At 57.6% G+C, this 20,755-nt stretch carries 24 protein-coding genes; 14 read left to right on the forward strand and 10 right to left on the reverse strand.

Annotated features, from left to right (window positions below):
- Positions 1-21: 21 nt before the first annotated feature.
- Positions 22-1,095: a chorismate synthase gene (gene aroC, locus GQF03_RS08295; RefSeq protein ID WP_161338776.1), complete on the forward strand. Its 1,074-nt coding sequence runs from the start codon at positions 22-24 to the stop codon at positions 1,093-1,095.
- Positions 1,096-1,129: 34 nt separating this feature from the next.
- Entirely contained in the window at positions 1,130-1,714 is a 585-nt protein-coding gene (locus GQF03_RS08300; protein ID WP_161338777.1) for a peroxidase-related enzyme, read from the forward strand.
- Here GQF03_RS08300 and GQF03_RS08305 read toward each other — a convergent pair.
- On the reverse strand, positions 1,711-2,601 hold the full coding sequence (locus GQF03_RS08305) for a LysR family transcriptional regulator (RefSeq protein ID WP_161338778.1): 891 nt from the start codon (positions 2,599-2,601) through the stop codon (positions 1,711-1,713). The two genes, GQF03_RS08300 and GQF03_RS08305, sit on opposite strands and share 4 nt — an antisense overlap.
- A gap of 103 nt (positions 2,602-2,704) precedes the next feature.
- Here GQF03_RS08305 and GQF03_RS08310 point away from each other — a divergent pair, with 103 nt between their 5' ends.
- The gene (locus GQF03_RS08310) at positions 2,705-3,097 is read left to right on the forward strand and encodes a DoxX family protein (RefSeq protein ID WP_161338978.1); all 393 of its coding nucleotides are present in this window, start codon (positions 2,705-2,707) and stop codon (positions 3,095-3,097) included.
- 127 nt (positions 3,098-3,224) lie between these two features.
- Positions 3,225-3,599, forward strand: a complete 375-nt coding sequence (locus GQF03_RS08315) for a hypothetical protein (protein WP_206376300.1) — start codon at positions 3,225-3,227, stop codon at positions 3,597-3,599.
- Position 3,600: 1 nt separating this feature from the next.
- On the opposite strand, the gene GQF03_RS08320 is transcribed toward GQF03_RS08315, so the two are convergent.
- The 3 genes from GQF03_RS08320 to GQF03_RS08330 form a co-directional block, all read right to left on the reverse strand.
- The gene (locus GQF03_RS08320; protein WP_206376298.1) at positions 3,601-4,443 is read right to left on the reverse strand and encodes a sunset domain-containing protein; all 843 of its coding nucleotides are present in this window, start codon (positions 4,441-4,443) and stop codon (positions 3,601-3,603) included.
- A gap of 98 nt (positions 4,444-4,541) precedes the next feature.
- Positions 4,542-5,510 carry a tRNA dihydrouridine(20/20a) synthase DusA gene (gene dusA, locus GQF03_RS08325; protein ID WP_161338779.1) on the reverse strand — a complete coding sequence of 323 codons (969 nt, stop codon included), beginning with the start codon at positions 5,508-5,510 and terminating at the stop codon, positions 4,542-4,544.
- 5 nt (positions 5,511-5,515) lie between these two features.
- Positions 5,516-6,319, reverse strand: a complete 804-nt coding sequence (locus GQF03_RS08330) for a HEPN domain-containing protein (protein WP_161338780.1) — start codon at positions 6,317-6,319, stop codon at positions 5,516-5,518.
- Positions 6,320-6,562: 243 nt separating this feature from the next.
- Here GQF03_RS08330 and GQF03_RS08335 point away from each other — a divergent pair, with 243 nt between their 5' ends.
- Complete coding sequence (locus GQF03_RS08335; protein WP_161338781.1) at positions 6,563-7,450, forward strand: TauD/TfdA dioxygenase family protein; 888 nt, start codon at positions 6,563-6,565, stop codon at positions 7,448-7,450.
- On the opposite strand, the gene GQF03_RS08340 is transcribed toward GQF03_RS08335, so the two are convergent.
- On the reverse strand, positions 7,439-8,440 hold the full coding sequence (locus GQF03_RS08340) for a GlxA family transcriptional regulator (protein WP_161338782.1): 1,002 nt from the start codon (positions 8,438-8,440) through the stop codon (positions 7,439-7,441). The genes GQF03_RS08335 and GQF03_RS08340 overlap by 12 nt on opposite strands.
- A gap of 83 nt (positions 8,441-8,523) precedes the next feature.
- Between GQF03_RS08340 and GQF03_RS08345 the strand changes: the two genes are divergently transcribed.
- Entirely contained in the window at positions 8,524-9,216 is a 693-nt protein-coding gene (locus GQF03_RS08345) for a DJ-1/PfpI family protein (protein ID WP_161338783.1), read from the forward strand.
- A 15-nt stretch (positions 9,217-9,231) separates the two neighbouring features.
- On the forward strand, positions 9,232-9,879 hold the full coding sequence (locus GQF03_RS08350; RefSeq protein WP_161338784.1) for a glutathione S-transferase family protein: 648 nt from the start codon (positions 9,232-9,234) through the stop codon (positions 9,877-9,879).
- Between the two features lie 57 nt (positions 9,880-9,936).
- Here GQF03_RS08350 and GQF03_RS08355 read toward each other — a convergent pair whose 3' ends face one another.
- A complete protein-coding gene (locus GQF03_RS08355; protein WP_161338785.1) occupies positions 9,937-10,788 on the reverse strand; it encodes a c-type cytochrome in 852 nt (283 codons plus the stop codon).
- A 259-nt stretch (positions 10,789-11,047) separates the two neighbouring features.
- On the opposite strand from GQF03_RS08355, the gene GQF03_RS08360 reads away from it, so the two are divergent.
- The 4 genes from GQF03_RS08360 to GQF03_RS08375 all read left to right on the forward strand — a co-directional run bounded on the left by GQF03_RS08360 (position 11,048) and on the right by GQF03_RS08375 (position 13,306).
- Positions 11,048-11,389: a phasin family protein gene (locus GQF03_RS08360; protein ID WP_161338786.1), complete on the forward strand. Its 342-nt coding sequence runs from the start codon at positions 11,048-11,050 to the stop codon at positions 11,387-11,389.
- Positions 11,390-11,433: 44 nt separating this feature from the next.
- Entirely contained in the window at positions 11,434-12,423 is a 990-nt protein-coding gene (locus tag GQF03_RS08365; protein WP_161338981.1) for a zinc-dependent alcohol dehydrogenase family protein, read from the forward strand.
- A gap of 84 nt (positions 12,424-12,507) precedes the next feature.
- Complete coding sequence (locus tag GQF03_RS08370) at positions 12,508-12,960, forward strand: host attachment protein (RefSeq protein WP_161338787.1); 453 nt, start codon at positions 12,508-12,510, stop codon at positions 12,958-12,960.
- A gap of 16 nt (positions 12,961-12,976) precedes the next feature.
- On the forward strand, positions 12,977-13,306 hold the full coding sequence (locus tag GQF03_RS08375; protein WP_161338788.1) for a hypothetical protein: 330 nt from the start codon (positions 12,977-12,979) through the stop codon (positions 13,304-13,306).
- Positions 13,307-13,315: 9 nt separating this feature from the next.
- On the opposite strand, the gene GQF03_RS08380 is transcribed toward GQF03_RS08375, so the two are convergent.
- The 3 genes from GQF03_RS08380 to GQF03_RS08390 all read right to left on the reverse strand — a co-directional run bounded on the left by GQF03_RS08380 (position 13,316) and on the right by GQF03_RS08390 (position 15,109).
- On the reverse strand, positions 13,316-14,230 hold the full coding sequence (locus GQF03_RS08380; RefSeq protein WP_161338789.1) for a L,D-transpeptidase family protein: 915 nt from the start codon (positions 14,228-14,230) through the stop codon (positions 13,316-13,318).
- A gap of 99 nt (positions 14,231-14,329) precedes the next feature.
- Complete coding sequence (locus tag GQF03_RS08385) at positions 14,330-14,527, reverse strand: hypothetical protein (RefSeq protein WP_161338790.1); 198 nt, start codon at positions 14,525-14,527, stop codon at positions 14,330-14,332.
- Positions 14,528-14,572: 45 nt separating this feature from the next.
- The gene (locus tag GQF03_RS08390; RefSeq protein ID WP_161338791.1) at positions 14,573-15,109 is read right to left on the reverse strand and encodes a PAS domain-containing protein; all 537 of its coding nucleotides are present in this window, start codon (positions 15,107-15,109) and stop codon (positions 14,573-14,575) included.
- A gap of 183 nt (positions 15,110-15,292) precedes the next feature.
- Between GQF03_RS08390 and metG the strand changes: the two genes are divergently transcribed.
- From metG to GQF03_RS08405, 3 genes are all read left to right on the forward strand, one after another.
- Positions 15,293-16,984, forward strand: a complete 1,692-nt coding sequence (gene metG / locus GQF03_RS08395) for a methionine--tRNA ligase (protein WP_161338792.1) — start codon at positions 15,293-15,295, stop codon at positions 16,982-16,984.
- Positions 16,985-17,101: 117 nt separating this feature from the next.
- The gene (locus GQF03_RS08400) at positions 17,102-17,719 is read left to right on the forward strand and encodes a TadE/TadG family type IV pilus assembly protein (RefSeq protein ID WP_161338793.1); all 618 of its coding nucleotides are present in this window, start codon (positions 17,102-17,104) and stop codon (positions 17,717-17,719) included.
- A gap of 28 nt (positions 17,720-17,747) precedes the next feature.
- On the forward strand, positions 17,748-18,377 hold the full coding sequence (locus tag GQF03_RS08405) for a TadE/TadG family type IV pilus assembly protein (RefSeq protein ID WP_161338794.1): 630 nt from the start codon (positions 17,748-17,750) through the stop codon (positions 18,375-18,377).
- A 503-nt stretch (positions 18,378-18,880) separates the two neighbouring features.
- Here the strand turns inward: GQF03_RS08405 and GQF03_RS08410 are convergent.
- Positions 18,881-20,527 carry a pilus assembly protein gene (locus GQF03_RS08410; RefSeq protein ID WP_161338795.1) on the reverse strand — a complete coding sequence of 549 codons (1,647 nt, stop codon included), beginning with the start codon at positions 20,525-20,527 and terminating at the stop codon, positions 18,881-18,883.
- Positions 20,528-20,755 lie beyond the last annotated feature (228 nt).

The following is a 20,755-nucleotide window of genomic DNA, read 5'->3' on the forward strand; positions in this document are numbered from 1 at the left end:
AAGCTTTAGGCGGAAGACCCTATGTCCCACAATAGTTTCGGCCACCTGTTCCGGGTGACAACCTGGGGGGAAAGCCACGGCCCCGCGCTCGGCTGCGTGATCGACGGCTGCCCGCCGTTGATCGAGGTGAGCGAGGAGGAGCTTCAGCACTGGATGGACCGGCGCAAGCCCGGCCAGTCGCGCTTTACGACCCAGCGCAAAGAGCCCGACCAGGTCAAAATCCTCTCCGGCGTGTTCGAGGGGAAAACCACCGGCACGCCGATCAGCCTGATGATCGAGAATGTCGACCAGAGGTCCAAGGACTATGGTGACATCAAGGACAAGTTCCGTCCGGGCCATGCGGATTTCACCTACCAGACGAAATACGGCATCCGCGATTATCGCGGCGGCGGCCGGTCGAGTGCGCGCGAAACGGCGGCGCGCGTCGCGGCGGGCGGGATTGCGCGCAAGGTGCTGGGCGAGGGGGTGTCCATCAAGGGCTATCTCATCCAGATCGGCGACAAGGCGATCGACCGTTCCCGCGCCGATTTTTCCGAAATTGACAACAACCCCTTCTGGTCGCCCGATCCCGGCATTGTCGAGGAATGGACGGTCTATCTCGATGCGATCCGCAAAGCCGGTTCCTCCGTCGGCGCGATTATCGAGGTCGTGGCCTCCGGCGTGCCCGCCGGGCTCGGCGCTCCGGTCTATGGCAAGCTCGATTCCGATCTCGCCATGGCGATGATGACGATCAATGCGGTGAAGGGAGTGGAAATCGGCGACGGCTTCTCCGCCGCCGCGCTCACCGGCGAGACGAACGCGGACGAGATGCGCGCCGGCAATCAGGGCTTTCCCCGGTTCCTGAGCAACCATGCAGGCGGGATTCTGGGCGGTATTTCATCCGGGCAGGATATTATTGTTCGCTTCGCCGTAAAGCCCACATCCTCCATCCTGAAGCCGCGCGATACCATCGATATCGCGGGGAACGAGACCGAAATCCAGACCAAGGGCCGCCATGACCCCTGCGTCGGCATTCGCGCCGTGCCCGTGGGGGAGGCGATGATGGCCTGCGTGCTCGCCGATCATCTTTTGCGTCACCGCGGCCAGAACGGCTAAGATATAAAAACAAAAGCAACCAGAGGAGAGCGCCATGTCCCACCAGCCCAAATATGTTCATGCCCTGAAGGGGGTTCCGGTTCCGGCCCGTGAGGAACTGGATGCGGGAACGCAGAAATATTTTGCGCTTTGCGATGAAAAACTCGGCATGGTGCCGAATGTGCTCGCCTCCTACAGCTTCGATGCGGTGAAGCTGCGCGCCTTTTCGGATATGTATGGCGATCTGATGCTGGGCAACTCCGGCCTCTCCAAGCTGGAGCGGGAAATGATCGCGGTCGTCGTCTCCTCCGTCAATCATTGCTACTATTGCCTGACCGCCCATGGCGCGGCGGTGCGGGAACTGTCGGGCGATCCGATCCTCGGCGAGCTGATGGTGATGAACTACCGCGCGGCGGAGTTGCCCGCGAACCAGCGCGCCATGCTCGATTTCGCCTATAAGCTGACGAAAACGCCCAACGAGATCGAGGAAAGCGACCGCCAGGCGCTCCGCGATGCGGGCTGGACCGACCGGGATATCTGGGACATCTCCGCGACGGCGGCCTTCTTCAACATGAGCAACCGCATGTCCGCCGCCATCGACATGATGCCGAATGAGGAATATCACGCCCAGGCGCGTTAGGGGGTCGTCACCGCTCTTTTCCGGAACAGATCGGCGAGGAGTCGCCCGGCGGGGCCGAGTTTCTCCGGCGCCGGGATGACGAGGCTGAGCGGTATCAGCGCCTCCAGCTTGTCGCGGGTATCGAGACGGCAGAGATTGCCGCCGTCAATATCCTCCTGAAACAGATGCGCGGGCAACCAGCAGAACCCGATACCGGAGAGCAGGATGTCGCGCGCCTGGTGAAACCCGCTGACGGTCCAGCGCTGCTCCGATTTCAGCCAGCCGACGGTGATGGGCAATTCCGTTTTGGTCCCGTCACTGATGACAATCTGCAGATGCCGCTGCAATTCGCCCGTCTCGATCGGGCTGTTCTGGGCAATCAGCGGGTGATCCTTCCCGGCGAAGGGGCTGAGCGGCACCCGCATCAACGGGGTGCCAAGGAAGCCGGAGGGAACGATCGGACTGACGACCATGTCTGCCGCAGCCGTCCGGATCGCCTCCACCGCGCCGTTGAGAAAGACATTTTCGATCTTGAGCCGTGTCCCGTGCCCCTGTTCGTGAAATTCCCGAAGAACCTCGATTAGGCGGTCTTTGGGGTAGATACCCTCGACCGCCACCCTGATTTCGGTTTCCCAGCCCTGCAGCGCCGTTTCGGCAAGCCGTTCCAGATCCTTCGCATCCTCAATCAATTGCAGGGAGCGCCGCCGCATGACCTCCCCGATCGGGGTGAGGCGGACCTGCTTTCCCGCGACGGTGACAAGCTGCATCCCGAGCTGGTCCTGCAGTTTTTGCACCGCGTGATGGAGGGAGGAATGGCTGCGGTTCAGCTTTTCGGCCGCCTGAAGATACCCGCCGTGATCGATGACGGCGTTGAAAATCTGCCATTGTGTGAGGGTCGCTTTTAACATGTCTAATAATTAGACATTATATGCCGAAATTATTCAATTTATATTCTAAAAAGCAGACATATATTCGGCAAATAACGCTTGATGTAGGATGGAGTTGATGTCGATGTTAGAAAAATTGAACCCCTTATTTGACCTTGCGGGTCGGATATTTATCGCGATCCTGTTTGTCCCGGCAGGAATCAGCAAGATCACCGGCTATAGCGGCACGGCCGGCTATATGGAGTCTGTGGGTGTGCCGGGCATCCTGCTGCCGCTGGTTATTTTGGTCGAGCTTGGCGGCGGACTTGCCATTCTCGCCGGCTGGCAGACGCGGATCGTGGCCTTTCTGCTTGCTGGTTTCTGCCTCGTTTCGGCGCTGATATTCCATTACCAGCCCGCCGAGCAGATGCAGATGATCCTGTTCATGAAGAATATCGCGATCGCGGGCGGCCTGTTGTTCCTTGTCGCGAACGGCGCCGGCGCCTACAGCCTCGATGCGCGGTTGAAGAAAGACTGATCGACAATCGCTTTTATTAAAGGGGCGGCGGGATGGCAATATTCCGCCGCCCTTTTTTTGATCAGGATCATGGCGCCCCGCCGGCGGGAAGTCTAGATTTCAGGCTTGGCAACGAAGGAGTGCGACAATGACTTTCACAAGAAAAATCACGATGGCTGCCGCCGTCCTCGCGCTCTCGCTCGGGTTGCTGGGCGGCCCCGTCGGGACCGCGCAGGCCCAGCAGAAGGACGAGCCGATCTACGGCAGTCAGATGATGACGGAACAGGAGCGGATGGAATACCGCAACCAGATGATGAACGCCAAGTCCGATCAGGAACGCGAGCAGATCCGCATGGAGCATCACACGCAGATGCAGGCCCGCGCGAAGGAACGCGGCGTCACGCTCCCCGAAAACCCGCCGATGGGCAAGGGCATGGGGTCAGGCATGGGGCCCGGCAAGGGCATGGATTCCGGCATGGGAACGGGGTCCGGCATGGGAATGAAGAAAAAAGGCGGCGGCTGATCTAGTCATGCTGCGGGCTGCGCCAGCCCGCGGCGAGGGCGTCGCTCTCTGAGCAGAACCAGCGCTCCCCCCGCTTTTCGTTGATCTGCGTGTCGTCATACCAGCGGCTGCCCGGCAGATGGTAGATTTTGCCGTTTTTGCTGATATTGCCCTTGATATTGCAGTCGCGGCGCACAACCGAGGCGGTGCGCTGATCCTGCCGCCAGGTCCAGGGCATCCGGAAATTTCCCTGCCAGAGCCCGGCGCCCTCCGCCTTGGCGGTCCGTTCCTCGGGCAGGTAGCGCTCGCTATAGCGGCGGAAGGCGACGGCCCAACCCGCGCGCACCATCTCGGCATTGAGATTGACCTCTCCGGCGAAGCAGGTCGCCAGCAGTCGGTGATATATATCCTGTTCCGTGCCCTCGCAGCGGAGGGTGGCAGGGCCCGCAAGCGCCGCGAGGTGGGATTTTGCGCGCGCCCCGCAAGGATAGGAGCTGCCATCCCCGGCGAAGCAGCTCTGGTCCCTCTCCGGCGCATCGATCCCGACAAGCCGCACGCGCGTTCCCTTTATATCCAGCGTATCGCCATCGATGATCCGGGCGGGGCCGACAAGGCCGTTGCCGCTCTCCTCATGTGCAACGACGGGGCGGGAAGGGGCCATGCCGCTCATATCTGAGGGGAGGGTGGCGATGACGACACCCGCGATCACGCTGAGGGCGGCCACAAGCGCGAAGGGAGAGACGGGCTTCCGGCGCCGCTTGTGTCTTTCACGTGAAAAATCTATCGGCTGTTTGAAGACAGATTTGCGCCGCCGCTCGGCCTTTGCCCAGGGGCTTTGGGATGGTTTTTTCCTAGATACACTCACAAATCGCATAACCGCGTCGTCCATTGCAGAAAGACGTCTGCGGGTCGATTATGTGACGGGGTGGGTTAAGAAACCGTTTGAGGGGCGGAATTTGGCCGTTAGCGGGTCCTGGTGGCCGCCTCGGTCAGGACATTGATATCGGCGCCCTTTTTATGCGCGTTCTCGGAGAGATGACGCCGCCAGGCGCGGGCGCCGGGCCGTCCTTGAAAGAGGCCGAGCATATGCCGCGTGATCGAGTTGAGCGGCACGCCCGCCGCCATTTCCCGCGCGACATAAGGGAGCATCTGATCGATCACCTCGCGCCGCTCCGGCGTGTCATCCTCCACGCCATAGTAGCGCCGGTCGATCTCGGCGAGAAAATAGGGGTTCTGATAGGCCTCGCGCCCGATCATCACGCCATCCACCTGCTGAAGATGGGCGTCAATCTCCTCATGGCTCGAAATCCCGCCATTGAGGATGATCTCCAGCTCCGGCATGTCCTGCTTCAACCGGTAGACGCGGTCATAATCGAGCGGCGGGATGGTGCGGTTCTCCTTCGGGCTCAGGCCCGTGAGCCAGGCCTTGCGGGCATGGATGATGAAGGTTTTGATGCCCGTCTCCGCCACCCGCTCGATAAAGCCCTTGAAATAGTCATAGCTGTCGAGATCGTCGATGCCGATGCGCGTTTTCACCGTGACGGGGAGGGAAGTCGCCCCCTGCATCGCCGCGACGCAGGCCGCCACCGTCTCCGGCTCCGCCATCAGGCAGGCACCGAAGCGGCCGTTCTGCACCCGATCGGACGGGCAGCCGACATTGAGATTGATCTCCTGATAGCCATAGCCTTCCGCGATTTCCGAACATTTGGCCAGCGCCTCCGGCTCACTCCCGCCGAGCTGCAGGGCAAGCGGCTGCTCCGCCGGATCAAAGCGCAGAAAGCGGTCCGTATCGCCATGGATAATCGCCCCCGTCGTCACCATCTCCGTATAGAGCAGCGCACGCGAGGAAATCAGGCGCAGAAAATACCGGTCATGCCGATCCGTCCAGTCCATCATCGGGGCTATGCTGATTGTGCGGTCGAGTTTGGTCATTTCTGTTATTCAACATTGCTTCTTAAATTATCATTATATCTTGTTTGGAATGATCGCAGTACTCGATTGTGCGGTTCTAGTCTTCTATCTTTGAATCTGCATGTTTGAACTTTCCATGGCCTGCGTCCGTATTTTTCATTAATTGAATTATATAGCCAATTATCGATCGCTATTATTTGTCGTTTTGTTAGTTCCGAATAGTCGTCGATTTCATGTTTCCGTACATCGGGAATATTACCATCACCGTGCGCAATACCTCCTCGGCGCGATACAAGATCGTCAATAAATATTCCATTCGACCTTCCTTCATTACTCAAATAGTCCCAACAATTGCCACGAATCCATGGAAATTCATTTTTCGAGACACCAGCTATATTTGAGAAAATTTTTTCAACCTGCGGTGACTTCGGGGTATTGAATTTCACTAACTCTTCATCAACCAAGCCTTTCACATTTTTTACCCAATCATTTTCTATTAAACTCATCGCTTTGTCAGAGAGCTTTGCATTATTGGAAGCAAATGCAGATTTCAAATGGTTATTAAGATATACAGATAAATGACTTAAGCGTTCATCTGAAAGCGAACTGCACCTTTGACAAATAAAGATAGTAGATTCTCTGATTATGTCCTCAATATACACTTGCCAAGCGGAACATAAAATTACTACGGCACTTTTTGTGATGTGCCCTAGAGCAACTCTTCCTCGTTGATTGTTATTGCCTTGGGCTTCCCGAACAATTTCATACGCTTCGAGAAGACCGGAAACTTCACCGAAATTTCTTTCAAATTTTCTTAGAGCTTGAGACATTGTATTCACCCCATTCAGTATTTTTATATTACATTATAACTAAAGGGAGAATTTATCGTAGTGAATTATACTAAGTGGTAGAAGTTCACAAATTTAGTAAATTAGTGAAGCGCATTTGATTTCAACGTGCTTTGGTGAAGAAAGCTAAAATGAAAAGTTGGGGGGCTTCGCTGTAATATATCTCACGGCACTTGCCGAAAGGCGGCGACAGGCGCTACACTTCTTCGCAAAAAGGAGAAGAAAATGGGAGAAACCCTTCGGTCCGTTGGCGGCTTTACGGTCGAGCCGCTGGATAAAAGCTTCGGCGCGGTGGTGCGGGAGATTGATCTGCGCACTCTCGATGCGGCGACCTTTGACGATCTCTATCAGGCCTGGCTGACCTATGGCCTGCTGATCTTTCCGGAGCAGGGGCTCGGAAAATCCGAGCAGGTGGCCTTTGCCCGGCGCTTTGGCGATCTGATCGAGGAGCTGAAGGCCGTCGAGATCAGCAATGTCAAGCCGGACGGCAGCCTCCGCGATGCGCCGGACGATGACATGATGAAGATCATCCGCGGCAATATGCACTGGCACCAGGACAGCACCTATATGCCGGTGCAGGCGAAGGGCGCGGTGTTCAGCGCCCATGTCGTGCCGAAGCGGCAGGGCGATACCGCCTTTGCCGATATGCGCGATGCCTATGATGCGCTGGATGACGAGACGAAGGCGCAGATCAGCACGCTTTCGGCCTTTCACTCCCTCGAATACAGCCAGCGGGCCGTGGGGGAGGAGACCAAGAAGGAAAACAGCGAATATATCGGCTATGGCCTGAATGTGGGCGAGGTGCCGCTGCGGCCGCTGGTGAAGATCCATCCGGAAACCGGGCGCAAGGCGCTGGCCGTCGGGCGCCATGCCTATGGTATTCCGGGCCTGTCAGAGGCGGACTCGGAGGCACTCATCGCCCGGCTCAACGACTTTGCCGTCAGTGATGAGCGGCGGATCTATCAGCACCGCTGGAGCGCCGGGGATATCGTCGTCTGGGATAACCGCTGCCTGATGCATAAAGCCTGCGAATGGGATTTCTCCGAACCGCGCATCATGCTGCATTCGCGCATCGCCGGCGATCCTTTGAGCGAACGGGCCTTAGCGCCGTAACTCATCAGCCGGGCGGCGGAACCTTTTCCGAAAAGCGCCCGGCGTTGTTTGCGTGTATCGCTCAAATAGACGGCGGAAGGCGGAGATATCCTCATATCCGATGTCATTTGATATCTGCTGCAGGCTTCTGTCGCTCATCCTCAGCAGTTCCTTGGCTTTGCCAATTCTTTCCGATTGCAGATATTCCAATGGCGTCATCCCGCGCTCTTTCTTGTACCGCCGCTGCAGCGTTCTTGGTGTAACAGCCGCATAGTGCGCGAGATTTTCGAGGGAATAGGATTTTTGCATATTCGCAACCAGCCAGTTTTCCACTTTCGCGATGAAGTCGGATCGCTTGCGGGTAAACAGGGCTTGGTCGGCGTAGGGCCCCTGGCTCGTCCGCGCACCGTCCAGCAACCCGAGGTTAAGGGTCTTTTGCGCGGCGTCTGCGCCAATAAATTTTTTGATCAGATGGATTGCGACATCAAAAGCGGCGGAAAAGGCGCCGGAAGTTGTGATATTGCCGTCCGTGACGATCAGCGCGTTCGCTTTCACTTTCGCGGCCGGGACCATTTTTTGCAGCAAAGACGCCATAAACCATGCCGTCGTACATCTGACGTCCGTCAGCAAGCCTGCCTTGCCCAATAAAAAGGCACCGCCGCAAATGGAGACGAGTTCCGTCCCGTCTTTGGGGGCATTGGCCAGCAGCCTTGTTTCCGCATCCAGCCGGTCTAGTCGGCTTTTGAAATCGTGAATATTCACAAACATGAACGCCGGGACGAGAATGATGTCGAACGCCGGGCGAGGGACATAGGGGCAATCCAGTGTCTCGCCGCCGGACAGTTTGACCTTCTGCCGCCGTGCCCGGAACAGGGAGATATCGATTTCCGTTTTTGCCGAGGCGGCGGCCAGGGCATTGGCGATTTCAAGGGTGTCCCGGAACCCGAATACCTCTGAGCCGAGGCAGCCCGGATAAATGAGAATGCCGATCGATAGATTTTTCTTCATCATGACATATTGTCTATATTGACACTAATAATGTCAATAACGCCTTTTGATTTAGCGCGCCCGCCTTGCCAGACTGCGGATCTGACATGGACAGATTTGAAAGGCTTCAGATGAAAATCACTTTTGTATTATTCGACGGATATACCGCCCTCGATTTTATCGGCGGCTATGAAGTGCTTGCGCGGCTGCCGGGCGCGACCGCGAATTTTGCCGCATTGGAAACCGGGATAGTAGCCTCTGATACAAGACGGCTGGGTGTCGTTGCCTATCAGAAGCTGGAGGATATCACGGAGCCGGGCATATTATTTATCCCCGGTGGCCCGGGCGCACGGGTGGCGCTTCAGAACCGGCAACTCCTCGAAGAAATTCGCCGTCTGCATAAAACCAGCGACTGGACCGTCGGTGTCTGCAATGGCGTGGAACTGCTCGGCAAGGCCGGGTTGCTCGAAGGCGTCACTGTTACGACGAATTATTTCTCCCGCGATGATGTTACCGGATATGGCGCGAATGTGGTGCCGGAGCGCTTTACGGCCGATGGCAAGATCGTCACCGGCGCGGGCGTTTCGGCCAGCATTGATACGGCATTTTTTCTTGCCGCCAAGATCGCCGGTGAGAGCACGTCGCGGGCGCTGCAGCTTGGCATTGAATATTATCCGGCACCACCATTTCCGGACACTAAAGCTGTTGATGAGGCGCCGGATTTCATCAAGCAGATTATCGGAGCCTTTGAGGATTCCGATGCCGAACGCGCCATGCTTGCCCAACCCACACCTTTTTAAATGGGAGAAAACCCGATGACCATCCTCTATTTCAGCCCCATGGCCTGCTCGCTCGCCAGCAGGATTGCCCTGCTGCTTGCCGGCGCAGAGGCGAATTTCGTCAGTATCGATCTGAAAACGCATAAATTGAGCGATACGCAGGCGGATTACTTTGACGTGACGGTGAAAGGGAAGGTGCCGGTCCTGGATAGGGAGGACGGGGGAAGACTTTCAGAAAATGCAGCCGTATTGCAATATATCGCCGATCTCAATCCGACGGCCGGGCTTGCGCCGCCGGCCGGAAGTCCGGAACGGTATAAATTGCAGGAATGGCTGTCCTTTCTGGGCACGGAACTGCATAAAGCAATCGTGTTCCTTCTTTATGCGCCGGATGTCCCGGAAGATGTTCGCCGGTTTGCCGTATCAAAAGCGCCTGAAATCCTGGCGGTTGTTGAGGACGCATTGACGGAAGGTCCGTTTCTGCTTGGAGATAATTTCTCCGTCGCGGACGCCTATTTGTTCTGGGCGGTCCTGTTGCTGCGCAACAAGGGTATCGATCTCTCGGCATATTCCCATCTGGCGGCCTATTTCGAGAAGGTCTCCGCGATCCCGGAGGTTCGGCAAGCCGTGGGAACGGAAATGGCGCTTATCGCCCAAGCAAGACAAACGCGGACAGCCCGCTAGTCTGAATGCGGCGCTGCCCGGCGGGAGGCCGGGCAGGCTGTTGGTGGGGGCCGTCCGTTATTTCGGGCTGGGCTTGGGCTCTATCTGGCGGAGATAGGCGATCAGCGCGGCCATGTCCTCCTCCGTGATATTGGCGTAGTAATAAACACCCATCGGCGGCAGCAGGCGCGAGCCGTCGGGCCGGACGCCGGTGCGGATCACCGTCTCAAGCTCGGCGTCGCTGTAATGGGCGATGCCGTCCTCATGCGGGGTGATATTGGCGGAAATCGATACGCCCCAGGGTCCGGGAAACGACAGGCCCCCGGCGCCAAGCTGATGCTCGACATCCGGCTTGCCATTGGCCATCGGGCTGTGGCATTCGATGCAGTGCCCGGCCGGTCCGGCGAGATAGGCGCCATAGGCGATGATGTCCGCGCGTGGCACATCCGGCACCTGGGTGACCGGCGGCCCGTAGGACGGCGGCAGCGGGATCTGGTAGATCGATTTCTCGACGACATTCTTCACCGGCGTCACCTGCCGGAGATAGGCGACGATCGCCTTGACGTCGGTGTCGGACATGTTGCGATACTGCTCGATCGGCATGGGCGGCCCGATGATCGTGCCGTCGGGGCGCTTGCCCTCGCGGATGGCGGCGATGATCTGCTCATCGGTCCAGTTTCCGATCCCGGTTTCCTTGTCCTGGGTGATGTTGGGCGCGAAGACCTTGAAGAGCCCCGGCTCCTCGATCAGGAACTGGCCGGCCAGTTCCATGCCCGCCGCCGGACCGGCCGGCGTTTGCGGTGTATGACAGTTGCCACAGGCAACGATACTTTTCATCAGATAGGTGCCCCGCTCCAGCGGGGACTCGGCAGACATTGCCTGGGACTGCACGGTGGCAGCTAGGGCAAAGGCAATAACCAGCTTCTTCATGTGCGTATCCTGAAAAAGGAAAGTTGACGTATTTTTCTTGAATTATTTTAGCCCCGAATCCGCAGATTCTTGCGCGGAGTATCTTAGAGAAATCGAATTTGCGCAATGGATTTCATGGGGATGGCACTGTGAACGCCGTCACAAATTCAAAATTTTTTTGGCCGGATTGACGCGTCACATCCTTGACCTAAATCAAAGCTATTCTCCGCGTATCCGGTTATGGTTAACAAATGGACAGGCAAAACGATGGAGGCGACAGATGACGGATAAAAAAGTTTCATCAGAAAAAGGCGAGGAACTGCAGGGACTGGGCATGCCTTTCGATGTCGAGGCCTTGTACGGGATGAACCAGAAATTCTACAAGATGATGTTGTCCTGCAACGAGGAACTGATGACCTTCGGCCGCAACCGCCTGAAGGAGGATCTTGACATGCCGCAGAAGCTTGCCGAATGCAAGACGCCACAGGATATGGCGAATGTCTGCATCGGTTTTTACCAGACGGCCTTCAAGCAATATACCGATGAAGCAACCCAGATTTCCAAGATCTGCGCCGAAGTGACGGCGGAGGCGCCGGAAATTTTCAAGCTGCCCGGCGACTGATCGCGGGGAAGGGCGCTGGTTCGGTTGACTGTATGCCGCGCAGAATGAAAGCCATGGTTCTTGAGAAGGCGGGCACCCGGCTCGCCCTTCAGGACCTGCCCCGGCTCGAGCCCGGCGCGGGCCAGATTCTCATTGATGTCAAGGCCTGCGCCGTCTGCCGGACCGATCTTCATGTGGTCGATGGCGACCTCCACGATCCCAAGCTGCCGCTGATTCCCGGTCATGAGGTGATTGGCCGTGTCGCTGAACTGGGGAGCGGGGTGGACGCCTTCGCCCTCGGTGATCGGGTCGGCGTGCCCTGGCTCGGCTGGACCTGCGGCACCTGCCGCTATTGCCGGCGGGGGCAGGAGAATCTCTGCCCCGAGGCGCGCTTCACCGGCTATACCCTCGATGGCGGGTTTGCCGACTATATGGTCGCGGACGCGCGCTATTGCTTCGCCGTGCCCGATGTCTATTCGGATGTCGAGGCGGCGCCGCTGATGTGCGCCGGGCTGATCGGCTTCCGGTCCTACCGCATGGTGGGGGAGGCAAGGCGCATCGGCCTTTACGGGTTCGGCGCGGCCGCCCATATCATCGCCCAAATCGCCATCGCCGAGGGGCGGGAGATTTATGCCTTCAGCAAGGACGGCGATGTCAAGGCGCAGGACTTCGCCCGCAGCCTTGGTGCGAGCTGGGCGGGCGGAAGCGGCGATGCGCCACCTGAGCCGCTTGATGCGGCGATCCTGTTTGCACCCGTCGGCGCGCTGGTGCCTGCCGCCCTCCGTGCGGTTGAACCGGGCGGGACGGTTGTCTGTGCCGGCATCCATATGAGCGATATACCGGGCTTTCCCTATGACCTGCTCTGGCGCGAGCGGACGCTGCGCTCGGTCGCCAACCTGACCCGGGAGGATGGGGACGCCTTCCTCGCCGCCGCGCCGAGGGCCGGAGTGAGCACGACGACCCATGAATATCCCCTGTCCAAGGCGAACGAGGCGCTGGATGATCTCCGCGCCGGGCGGTTCGAGGGGGCGGCGGTGCTGACCATGGGCGACTGACACGGAATTTTGATAAGGATCAATGCGCAGGCGCGGGTTATGGTTAATATGGCAGATACGGGATAGGCTCAGGGAGGTTTTGACATGCCCCATCGCAGAAACAGGGAATGGATTGTGCTCGCCGACAAGGCGCATGCGCGCATCTATGTCCGCGACGGCGTGAACGGCCCGCTGAAACTGCATCTTGACGAGGCGCATCCGGCGGCGCGGCAAAAGCAGAGCGAACAGGGCACCGGTCGGCCGGGACGCGGCTTCAAATCGACGCAGCCGGGCCGCTATGCCTATGAGGATCACGCCGATTTTTCCGAACAGGAAAGCGCGGCCTTCCTTGGCGAAATTGCCGGACGGTTGAATGACGCGGTCGCGCATGACAAACTGGACAATATCATTCTCGTGGCCCTGCCCAGGTCGATGACCCATATCAAGTCGGCGATGACCGCCGCGGCGAAGGGGAAAATCGGCGAGGAATGGGCCAAAAACCTGATCGGTGTCGCCGAAACAAGTCTGGCGGATCGGTTAATTGCTTTAAAAGCGTAACAAAGGAGTGAGACCAATGAGACAATTCGTATCCCCGATATCCGCAGGAACCATGCGGGCCGCTATGGTCGGCGTCCTGTGTCTTGGGCTGGCCGCCTGCGCGACGGAAATGACCGAAACCGAGAAGATGGCCATCGACGGGGCCAAGATGGATGCGGCCCAGGCGAAAGCGGATGCGGCCAAATCCCTGATGATCATGGAAGAACTGAAGGCGATGAATGCTGAAACCATGATGGCCAGCAAGGAAGCGGCGGCCGCGGCCGTTGCGGCGCAGGAAGCAGCGGACCGGGCAGTCCGGATCGCGGCGGAACTCGAAGCCATGTATAACAAGCAGCTCCGGAAATAGGGCGCCGGTCTACTCGGCGATCTTTTCAGGAACTCCGCGCCTTTCCCGGACGATGCGCCGGAACGCGGCCCAGTCGATACGGGAAAGGCCAAGGTCGCGCGCGCGTTTGACGGCCTCGCGCGCGATCGCCGTCGTCTCGACGGGGGCGGGGGCGAAGTCGCCGGTAACCTCGATCTGGTCGGCCTCGGCGCCGGTCGGATGCGATTCCAGATAGAGTGCGTCGCCGTCATAGCCCAGCTTGACCGGCTCGTCGACGATGGTGACCGGCATGCCGACCCTGGCGAGCCCGAAAACCTCCCGGATATCCGCATCATACAGGCGCAGGCAGCCGCTGCTGACCCGTCGTCCGACGCCGGCCTGCTTGTTGGTGCCGTGGATGACATAACCCTCCCAGCCGATCCGCACCGCATATTTCCCGAGTGGATTGGCGGGCCCCGGCGGCACCGCGGCGGGCAGTTCGGGATCCAGCGCCCGCATCTCCTTCGTCGGCCGCCAGGTCGGGTTCTCGCGCAGCTCCGTGACGCGCAGGTCCCCCGTCGGCGTCCGCCGTCCTTCCCGGCCGATCCCGACCGGCCAGGAGCGGATGTCGGTGCCGTCCGCATTGCTGTAGTAAAGTCGCATGTCGCCGATATTGACGGTGAATCCGGGCTCGAGATCGCGCGGCAGGATATGCCGGTCCGGGATCAGCAGCTTCGTTCCCGGCGCCACCGCCCAGGGATCGACATCGGGATTGACGACGCGCAGCTCGACAAAGCCGACGCCGGTCTTGATGGCGATGTTGGAGAGGATTTCGGGCGCGCCCACCCTGTAGACGGTCTCCTTGCCGATGATGTCGGCCGCCGCGACGGGAAAGCTCCAGACAAGGAGGAGCAGCGCCGCCAGCGGGGCGAGAAGACGCGCTTTTTCTGCCGATTTGATGCTCACTGGCCTCACCGCTACCGTTTGTTCCGGAATTCAGGGACACTTGTTGGTCTCTGAAGGTCAGAATAGGCGGTCTGGGGCAATTTTCAACCGTCAGGCCGGTCAGGAAAGACAAATAAATTCAACGACAATCATGATCTTGTCGACGGTCTCGTGATCGAAAGCGAGCGGCATGGCCAGGGATCCGATGCCGATGAAATCCCGGTTCGGCCCGACATAGGGCACGCCCTGCAGGCGCGGCCTGGCGGTCGTGGCGATGGCTTTCAGATTATCGAAAACCCGCGATCCCGCATATATCACCACAAATGCCTGAATATATGGCTGCTAACAGCAGTTAGAGATGCATTAGAAACTGGGAATGAACTCAACCAGTATCATAATCTTGTCGACATTATTCCGGTCTTCCGCAAAGGGCAGGGCGAGGGTGTGGATGGTCTTGAAATCCCGGTTCGGCCCGACATACGGGACCTTCAGCAGGTTTGGCTGCCCGGTTTCGACGATAAATTTCAACGTCTCGAATATTTTTGAGCCAGGGCCCTTGCCGGGAACCTCGGAAATTGCCTTGCCGGTAAAGTTCGATGTGAAGTTGTTCAGCGCTTCCTCACCGATGATCTTGTAAATAAAGTCTATCGGGTTGGTCTGAACGGAAAAAAGTACGATATTCGGCAAGACCGGGATTAACACAGCCATATCGAGATCGGCTTTCGCCGGAAGCAGATACGGTCCCCTTACCTCCTCCCAATAGGCAAGCAGCCGCTTGTGAGCGTCGGTTGTTATATCTAGGTATAGGGGCGGGCGGCTATTCTTGCCGGGAGCCGGGATTGCGTGCTCATATGACAAATCAGTAAATTCCTTCATGCCTTCAGCACGACTATTATCCATTTGATATCCTTTGCCCGTGTGTCCCAAGCTCCATCATTCTAGTGGTAGCTGTCATAAGTTCACATTTGGTTAACGCCGGAAAATGGGCTTTGTCGCATGGTTTGTTTTGCCCCGCTCCCTATCTTCCTGTAAAAGAGCGCAACAACGTTCAGCTTACAGAAGAATCAGGAAGCAGCAGACAAGATGACCCGGCACCTTATTACCTCCGCCTTGCCCTATATCAATGGCGTCAAGCATTTAGGGAACCTGATCGGGTCCATGTTGCCCTCCGATCTCTATGCCCGATATTTGCGCGCCCGCGGGGAAGAGGTGCTGTTTATCTGCGCCACCGACGAGCACGGCACGCCCGCCGAGCTCGCCGCCCGTGAAAAAGGGCAGGATGTGGCGGAATTCTGCGCAGAGCAGCATAAAGTGCAGGCCGATCTTGGTGCAAAATTCGATCTTTCCTTCGATTACTTCGGCCGTTCCTCTTCACCACAGAACAGGGAATTGACCCAGCATTTCGGCAACAAGCTGTTCGAGAACGGCTTTATCGACGAGCGGGTGACGCGTCAGGTCTATTCGATTGACGATGACCGCTTCCTGCCGGATCGTTACGTGGAGGGGACCTGCCCGCATTGCGGCTATGACAAGGCGCGCGGCGATCAGTGCGAGAACTGCACGCGGCTGCTCGATCCGACGGACCTGCTGGAGCCACGCTCGGCGGTCTCCGGCAGCACCAATCTTGAAATCCGGGAGAGCACGCATCTCTTCCTGCTGCAATCAAAGCTGGCGGGTGAAATCCGTGTCTGGGTCAACAAGCATCAGGATTGGCCGGTGCTGGTGTCCTCCATCGCGCTCAAATGGCTCGATGAAGGGCTGCATGACCGCGGCATCACCCGCGACCTCAAATGGGGCGTGCCGGTCGACCGGCCGGGACTGGAGGACAAGGTCTATTACGTCTGGTTCGACGCGCCGATCGAATATATCGCGGCGACCAAGGAATGGGCCGATGAGGACCCGGCGAACCGCGACTGGAAAAGCTGGTGGTATGAGGCCGAAGACGTGCGCTATGTGCAGGTGATGGCGAAGGACAATGTGCCGTTCCATACGGTCACTTTCCCGGGCACCCTGATCGGCAGCCGCGAGCCCTGGAAAATGGTCGATTATATCAAGGGATTCAACTGGTTGAACTATTACGGCGGGAAGTTTTCAACCAGCCAGAAACGCGGCATCTTTATGTCCGACGCGGTCGAGCTGCTCCCCTCCGACTACTGGCGCTATTACCTGCTCGCCAATGCGCCGGAAACCTCCGACGCGAGCTTCACCTGGGAGGGGTTTGCCAGCACGGTCAACAAGGATCTTGCCGATATTCTTGGCAATTTCGTCAACCGGACGCTGAAATTCTGTTCCTCCAAATTCGGCGATCAGCTTCCCGAAGGCGGGGAGGCGGGCGAAGCCGAGGCGGCGCTGGCAAAAGCGCTGAGCGAGCGGCTTGCGGCCTATAACACCCATATGGGCGATTTGCAGATCCGCAAGGCAATGCAGGAGCTGCGGGCGATCTGGGCGCTGGGCAACGAATATCTGACCGAAGCGGCGCCCTGGACGGCCTTCAAGACCGATCCGGACGCGGCCGCGCAATCCCTTCGCATCGCCATCAACCTGATCCGCATCTTCGCGACCTTAAGTGCGCCGGTGATCCCGAACGCCGCGCAGAAAATGGCGGCCTGCCTCGGTCTCGAGCTGTCGTCCGGTGACTGGATCGAGGGCGAGATGATGGCGGAATTGCAGAGCCTCAAGGCCGGGCATGGCTTCGAGATCCCGGAGGTCCTGTTCCGCAAGATTTCCGATGACGAGGTCGCCGCCTGGGAAGAGCGCTTCGGCGGCACGGAATAGCCCGCCGCCGCGCCCGCCGTTCCGGCTAATTTTATCCAATTTAACCTTAGTTCTTAACGGGGCTTTAAGGGGCTTTCGCTATCCTTATGCATATTTTTGCAGAAGGGTCGATCGGCTATGACGATAGGTAAGCTTCTAAAACGTAAGGTTTTGAACGCCTTTGCCCAGGATACTCTTGGCGCGACCGCTGTTGAGTTGGCGATGATCGCGCCGGTACTGATCCTTGTTCTGGTGGGCGTTATCGAGCTCAGCATGGCGATGTTCATCAATACCGTGGTGGAGGGCAGCCTGAAGGACGCCTCCCGTCTCGGTCTGACCGGGCAGATCCAGGAAGGATCGAGCAATACCCAGGCCCTTGTCGATATGCTGAACGAGGCGTCCCTTGGCCTTCTCGGTCTGACAACGGCGGATGTGACAACCCTCGTCTATGAGAATTTCGCCTATGTCGGCCAGGGGGAGGAATTCACCGACCTTGACGGCGATGGCAGCTGGACGCCGGGTCCCTATACCCATACCGACGGCACCGTCTATCTCGACGGCGAGCCTTGGGTTGAAGTGAACGGCAACGGTGTCTATGATGAGGATTTCGGTGTCGCCGGCCTCGGCGCGCAGGGCGATATCGTGCTCTACACCGTTGAATATAATTGGAACTTCCTGAGCGGGCAGGTGATCCCGATCCTCGGCGGCATCATCCCGATGCGGGCGTCCATCGTTGTACGCAACGAGCCCTATTAATGCGCTATTCCCTTAGATTGAGGTCGAAATGAAGCGTTTACTCCAAACTACAGGCAACCGGATGCTCAGGCGCGTCGGCGGCTTTATCCGCAACCATCGCGGCGTCGCGATGGCGGAATTCGCCCTGATGCTGCCGGTTCTGATGCTACTGACGGCAGGTAGCTTCGAAGTTGCCCGCTACGCCTTGATGACGCAGAAGCTGGACCGGATTGCGGCGACGCTTTCGGACCTGATCGCGCGCTCGAATGTCGAGAATATCACCGAGACGGAAATCTCGAACATCATCGACAGCGCGCTCTATATGGCGCAGCCTTTCGATATCGCGGGCGAGAATATGATCATTCTGACGTCGGTCCAGGGGCGCGCCGGTGAGGCGCCGGAAATCCTGAGCCAGCGGATCTCCGGATCAATTCCCAGCACCAGCAGCGTCATCGGCAGCACGATTGGTGGCGATGCGACCTTGCCGGCCGCTTTTCCCGATGCCGGATCGGGCGAGACCCTGGCGGATGGCGAGACATTGATCATCGCCGAGGTCTACTATAACTTCTCGCCCTATCTTGTTGGTGATATTGGATTTTTTGGAGATATGAAGATCCGCGCCAATGCCTTCTTCCGGCCGCGCTTCACCGATACCATTACCTTCCCCGCCGCTCCCTAGGCGATCCTGCTGGCCCGGCCCTCGCGAGAGGCGCCGGGCTTTTTAATTCAGACATCAGTAAGGCCACTCTCTCCGGGTGGCCTTTTTCATGCCGTTTCGAGGTGGCGTCGAAGAGGGGCAGGGACAGGATCCGCTCCGGTCTTCCTGCGCCTTGCCTGTACATGTCGGGACAAGCGGTCGGATTCCTCTCAGCATGTCTATACAGGCGGGCCGTTGTTGTCTTTACCTGCCTGTACAACGGCACGGACAGTCCCTGCGGTCTTGGCCGCGGCTGCTGCTGCATTTGTCGATGCCAGGTAAGCCGGACCGGGACATGAGCGGGGCAGGGCGGAACGGCACGGAGCAGAGCCGAACCGAACGCAACAGAGCGGGAGATTAGAAAGCAGGAGGGGTCAGGGAGCGGAAAGCGCACTGGGCATAACGCATTCCTTACCAGGGCGAATAATGCCGACAAAAAAGGGCGGTAGCCGCAGCCACCGCCCCTGGTTTCCTTGACCAGACCGTTACTTCGAGATCCGCAGGTTGCTGAGCTCTTCACCGATGGTGTTGAAGTTATCTTCGAGCTCCGCGGCGGATGTTGCGACAAAGGCGTGCTTGGGCGATGTCGCGCAAGCCTCCATCATCGCGGAATCGCCATCAACGAGCAGCACGGTATAGATAATGATCCCGGCGCTCTTCATCGCCGAGCAGGTGGCCAGCACCTTGGCATCCAATATTTGGGGATAGCTTGAATAGCCACTGCCGCTGAGGGCGCTCTGTTTCAGAAAGCCCCGGTAATCATATTTGCTGGATGTCGGGGTCAAATCGAAGCGTTCCTGCCGGGCAAAGGCATGATAAATATCGTAGGAACTGCTGTTTGTTCCAAGGGTGTTCAGGCCGTCGGTCATCAGCACGACGACCTTGTCCATGAACTGCTCGCCGTAATTGAGCGGCAGCGCCGTATAGCCGGAGGGAAGATTCAGCGTCGAGGATCCGTACCACAGGCCATTCCAGTTCGGAGACAGGGCGCGCCAGCCCCAGACCATGCCGATATTGATGGCCGTACCGCCGTCCGCCACCATCGAATCGATATGATTTTTAATGGTGGTTTTTTCAGACGTCAGCGGTAGTATTTTGGCCGTAGGGCAGTATTTGTTCGGGCCGCGTTCGGATCCGATCGTGGTGGAAATAGAGTAGTAATTTCCGCCTTTTGACGATTTATATCTCTTCCAGTCATTTTCCATTACGGAGGCGTCGTTTTCGAAGCTGTTGTCCGAGTTACGATGATAATCGTTCCAGAAGTAGGGCACAAAATCATCGTTTGGCGCGTCGTCGGAAATGTCGACAGTACCATTGAGCAGGTGATCGCGCATCTCGACGCAACCCCGCCAGCCATAGACCGTGTCATTGACGCCGTCACCGGTCACGTCGCGGCCAAGGGTGGTATTTGTGGAATCCTGCGTGAAGATACTCGTCGAGTTATTGGTGAGATTTGTTTTGTAGGTGTTTTTAAGCCAGTCGATATTCTGCGGACCGACATTAACGGCCATGGTGTAGGGAACGATACCGACCCAGAGTTTCTCCTGCGTCTCGTCATTGCCGTACAGAATGTCAATCAGGTTCTTGGCGGAATTTTTCAAGACCGACATGCGCGTGCCGCTGCCCAGGCTGTAATCCATGGATCCCGTATTATCCAGAACCAGGACCAGTTCCATGCCGCGGTTGTCGCGCTTGATCTCGGTCACCGCACCGACAGACAGGGAGGAATGTCCGAGAACATTCATGAAGGTGGTGCCCATGTCCGCGCGGACGGTGAGGGAGATATTCTCGCGTGTCGAATCCCAGGTTACGGTCGAGGAATCCATCGTAATCGGAGAGGTGCCCATAAAGCCCGACGGGAAATTGGCATCGAAATATTTCTGGGCGTCAGCGTAGATTTCCGCATCCGTTGGCGCGAAGATGTTGCGTCCGACCGCGAGGCCCGCCGCATCCAGGGCCGTTGACAGCTTCGATTTCAGGACGTAGGCCCGGCCGAGATCGATGGAAAGGCCGACAGCGCCGAAAATGGGAATTGCCAGAAACGCTATGATAACCGCAGACGCACCGCGATTGCTTTTTGTAAAACGTGCGACGGTCCGGCGTAGCGAACCGAAAGTAATTTTCTTGGTCATGCTGACACCATGCAATTCAAAATAAATTTTTCTGCATACAGCATCAGACAAAACTTTTAAGAAATCCTTAAAAACAAAAACCGATTTCAATAAAATTATACTAATTACATTAAAATATTTCGGATAATAGACAAATTACACGTTATTATATATAGGAAAGAAATACAAAAGTAATAAAATGTAAATATAGTTAAAAAAATAAATAAAAAAATGTAAACGAATACTATT

The sequence above is a fragment of the Sneathiella chungangensis genome (genome assembly GCF_009882935.1).
GTDB lineage: Bacteria > Pseudomonadota > Alphaproteobacteria > Sneathiellales > Sneathiellaceae > Sneathiella > Sneathiella chungangensis.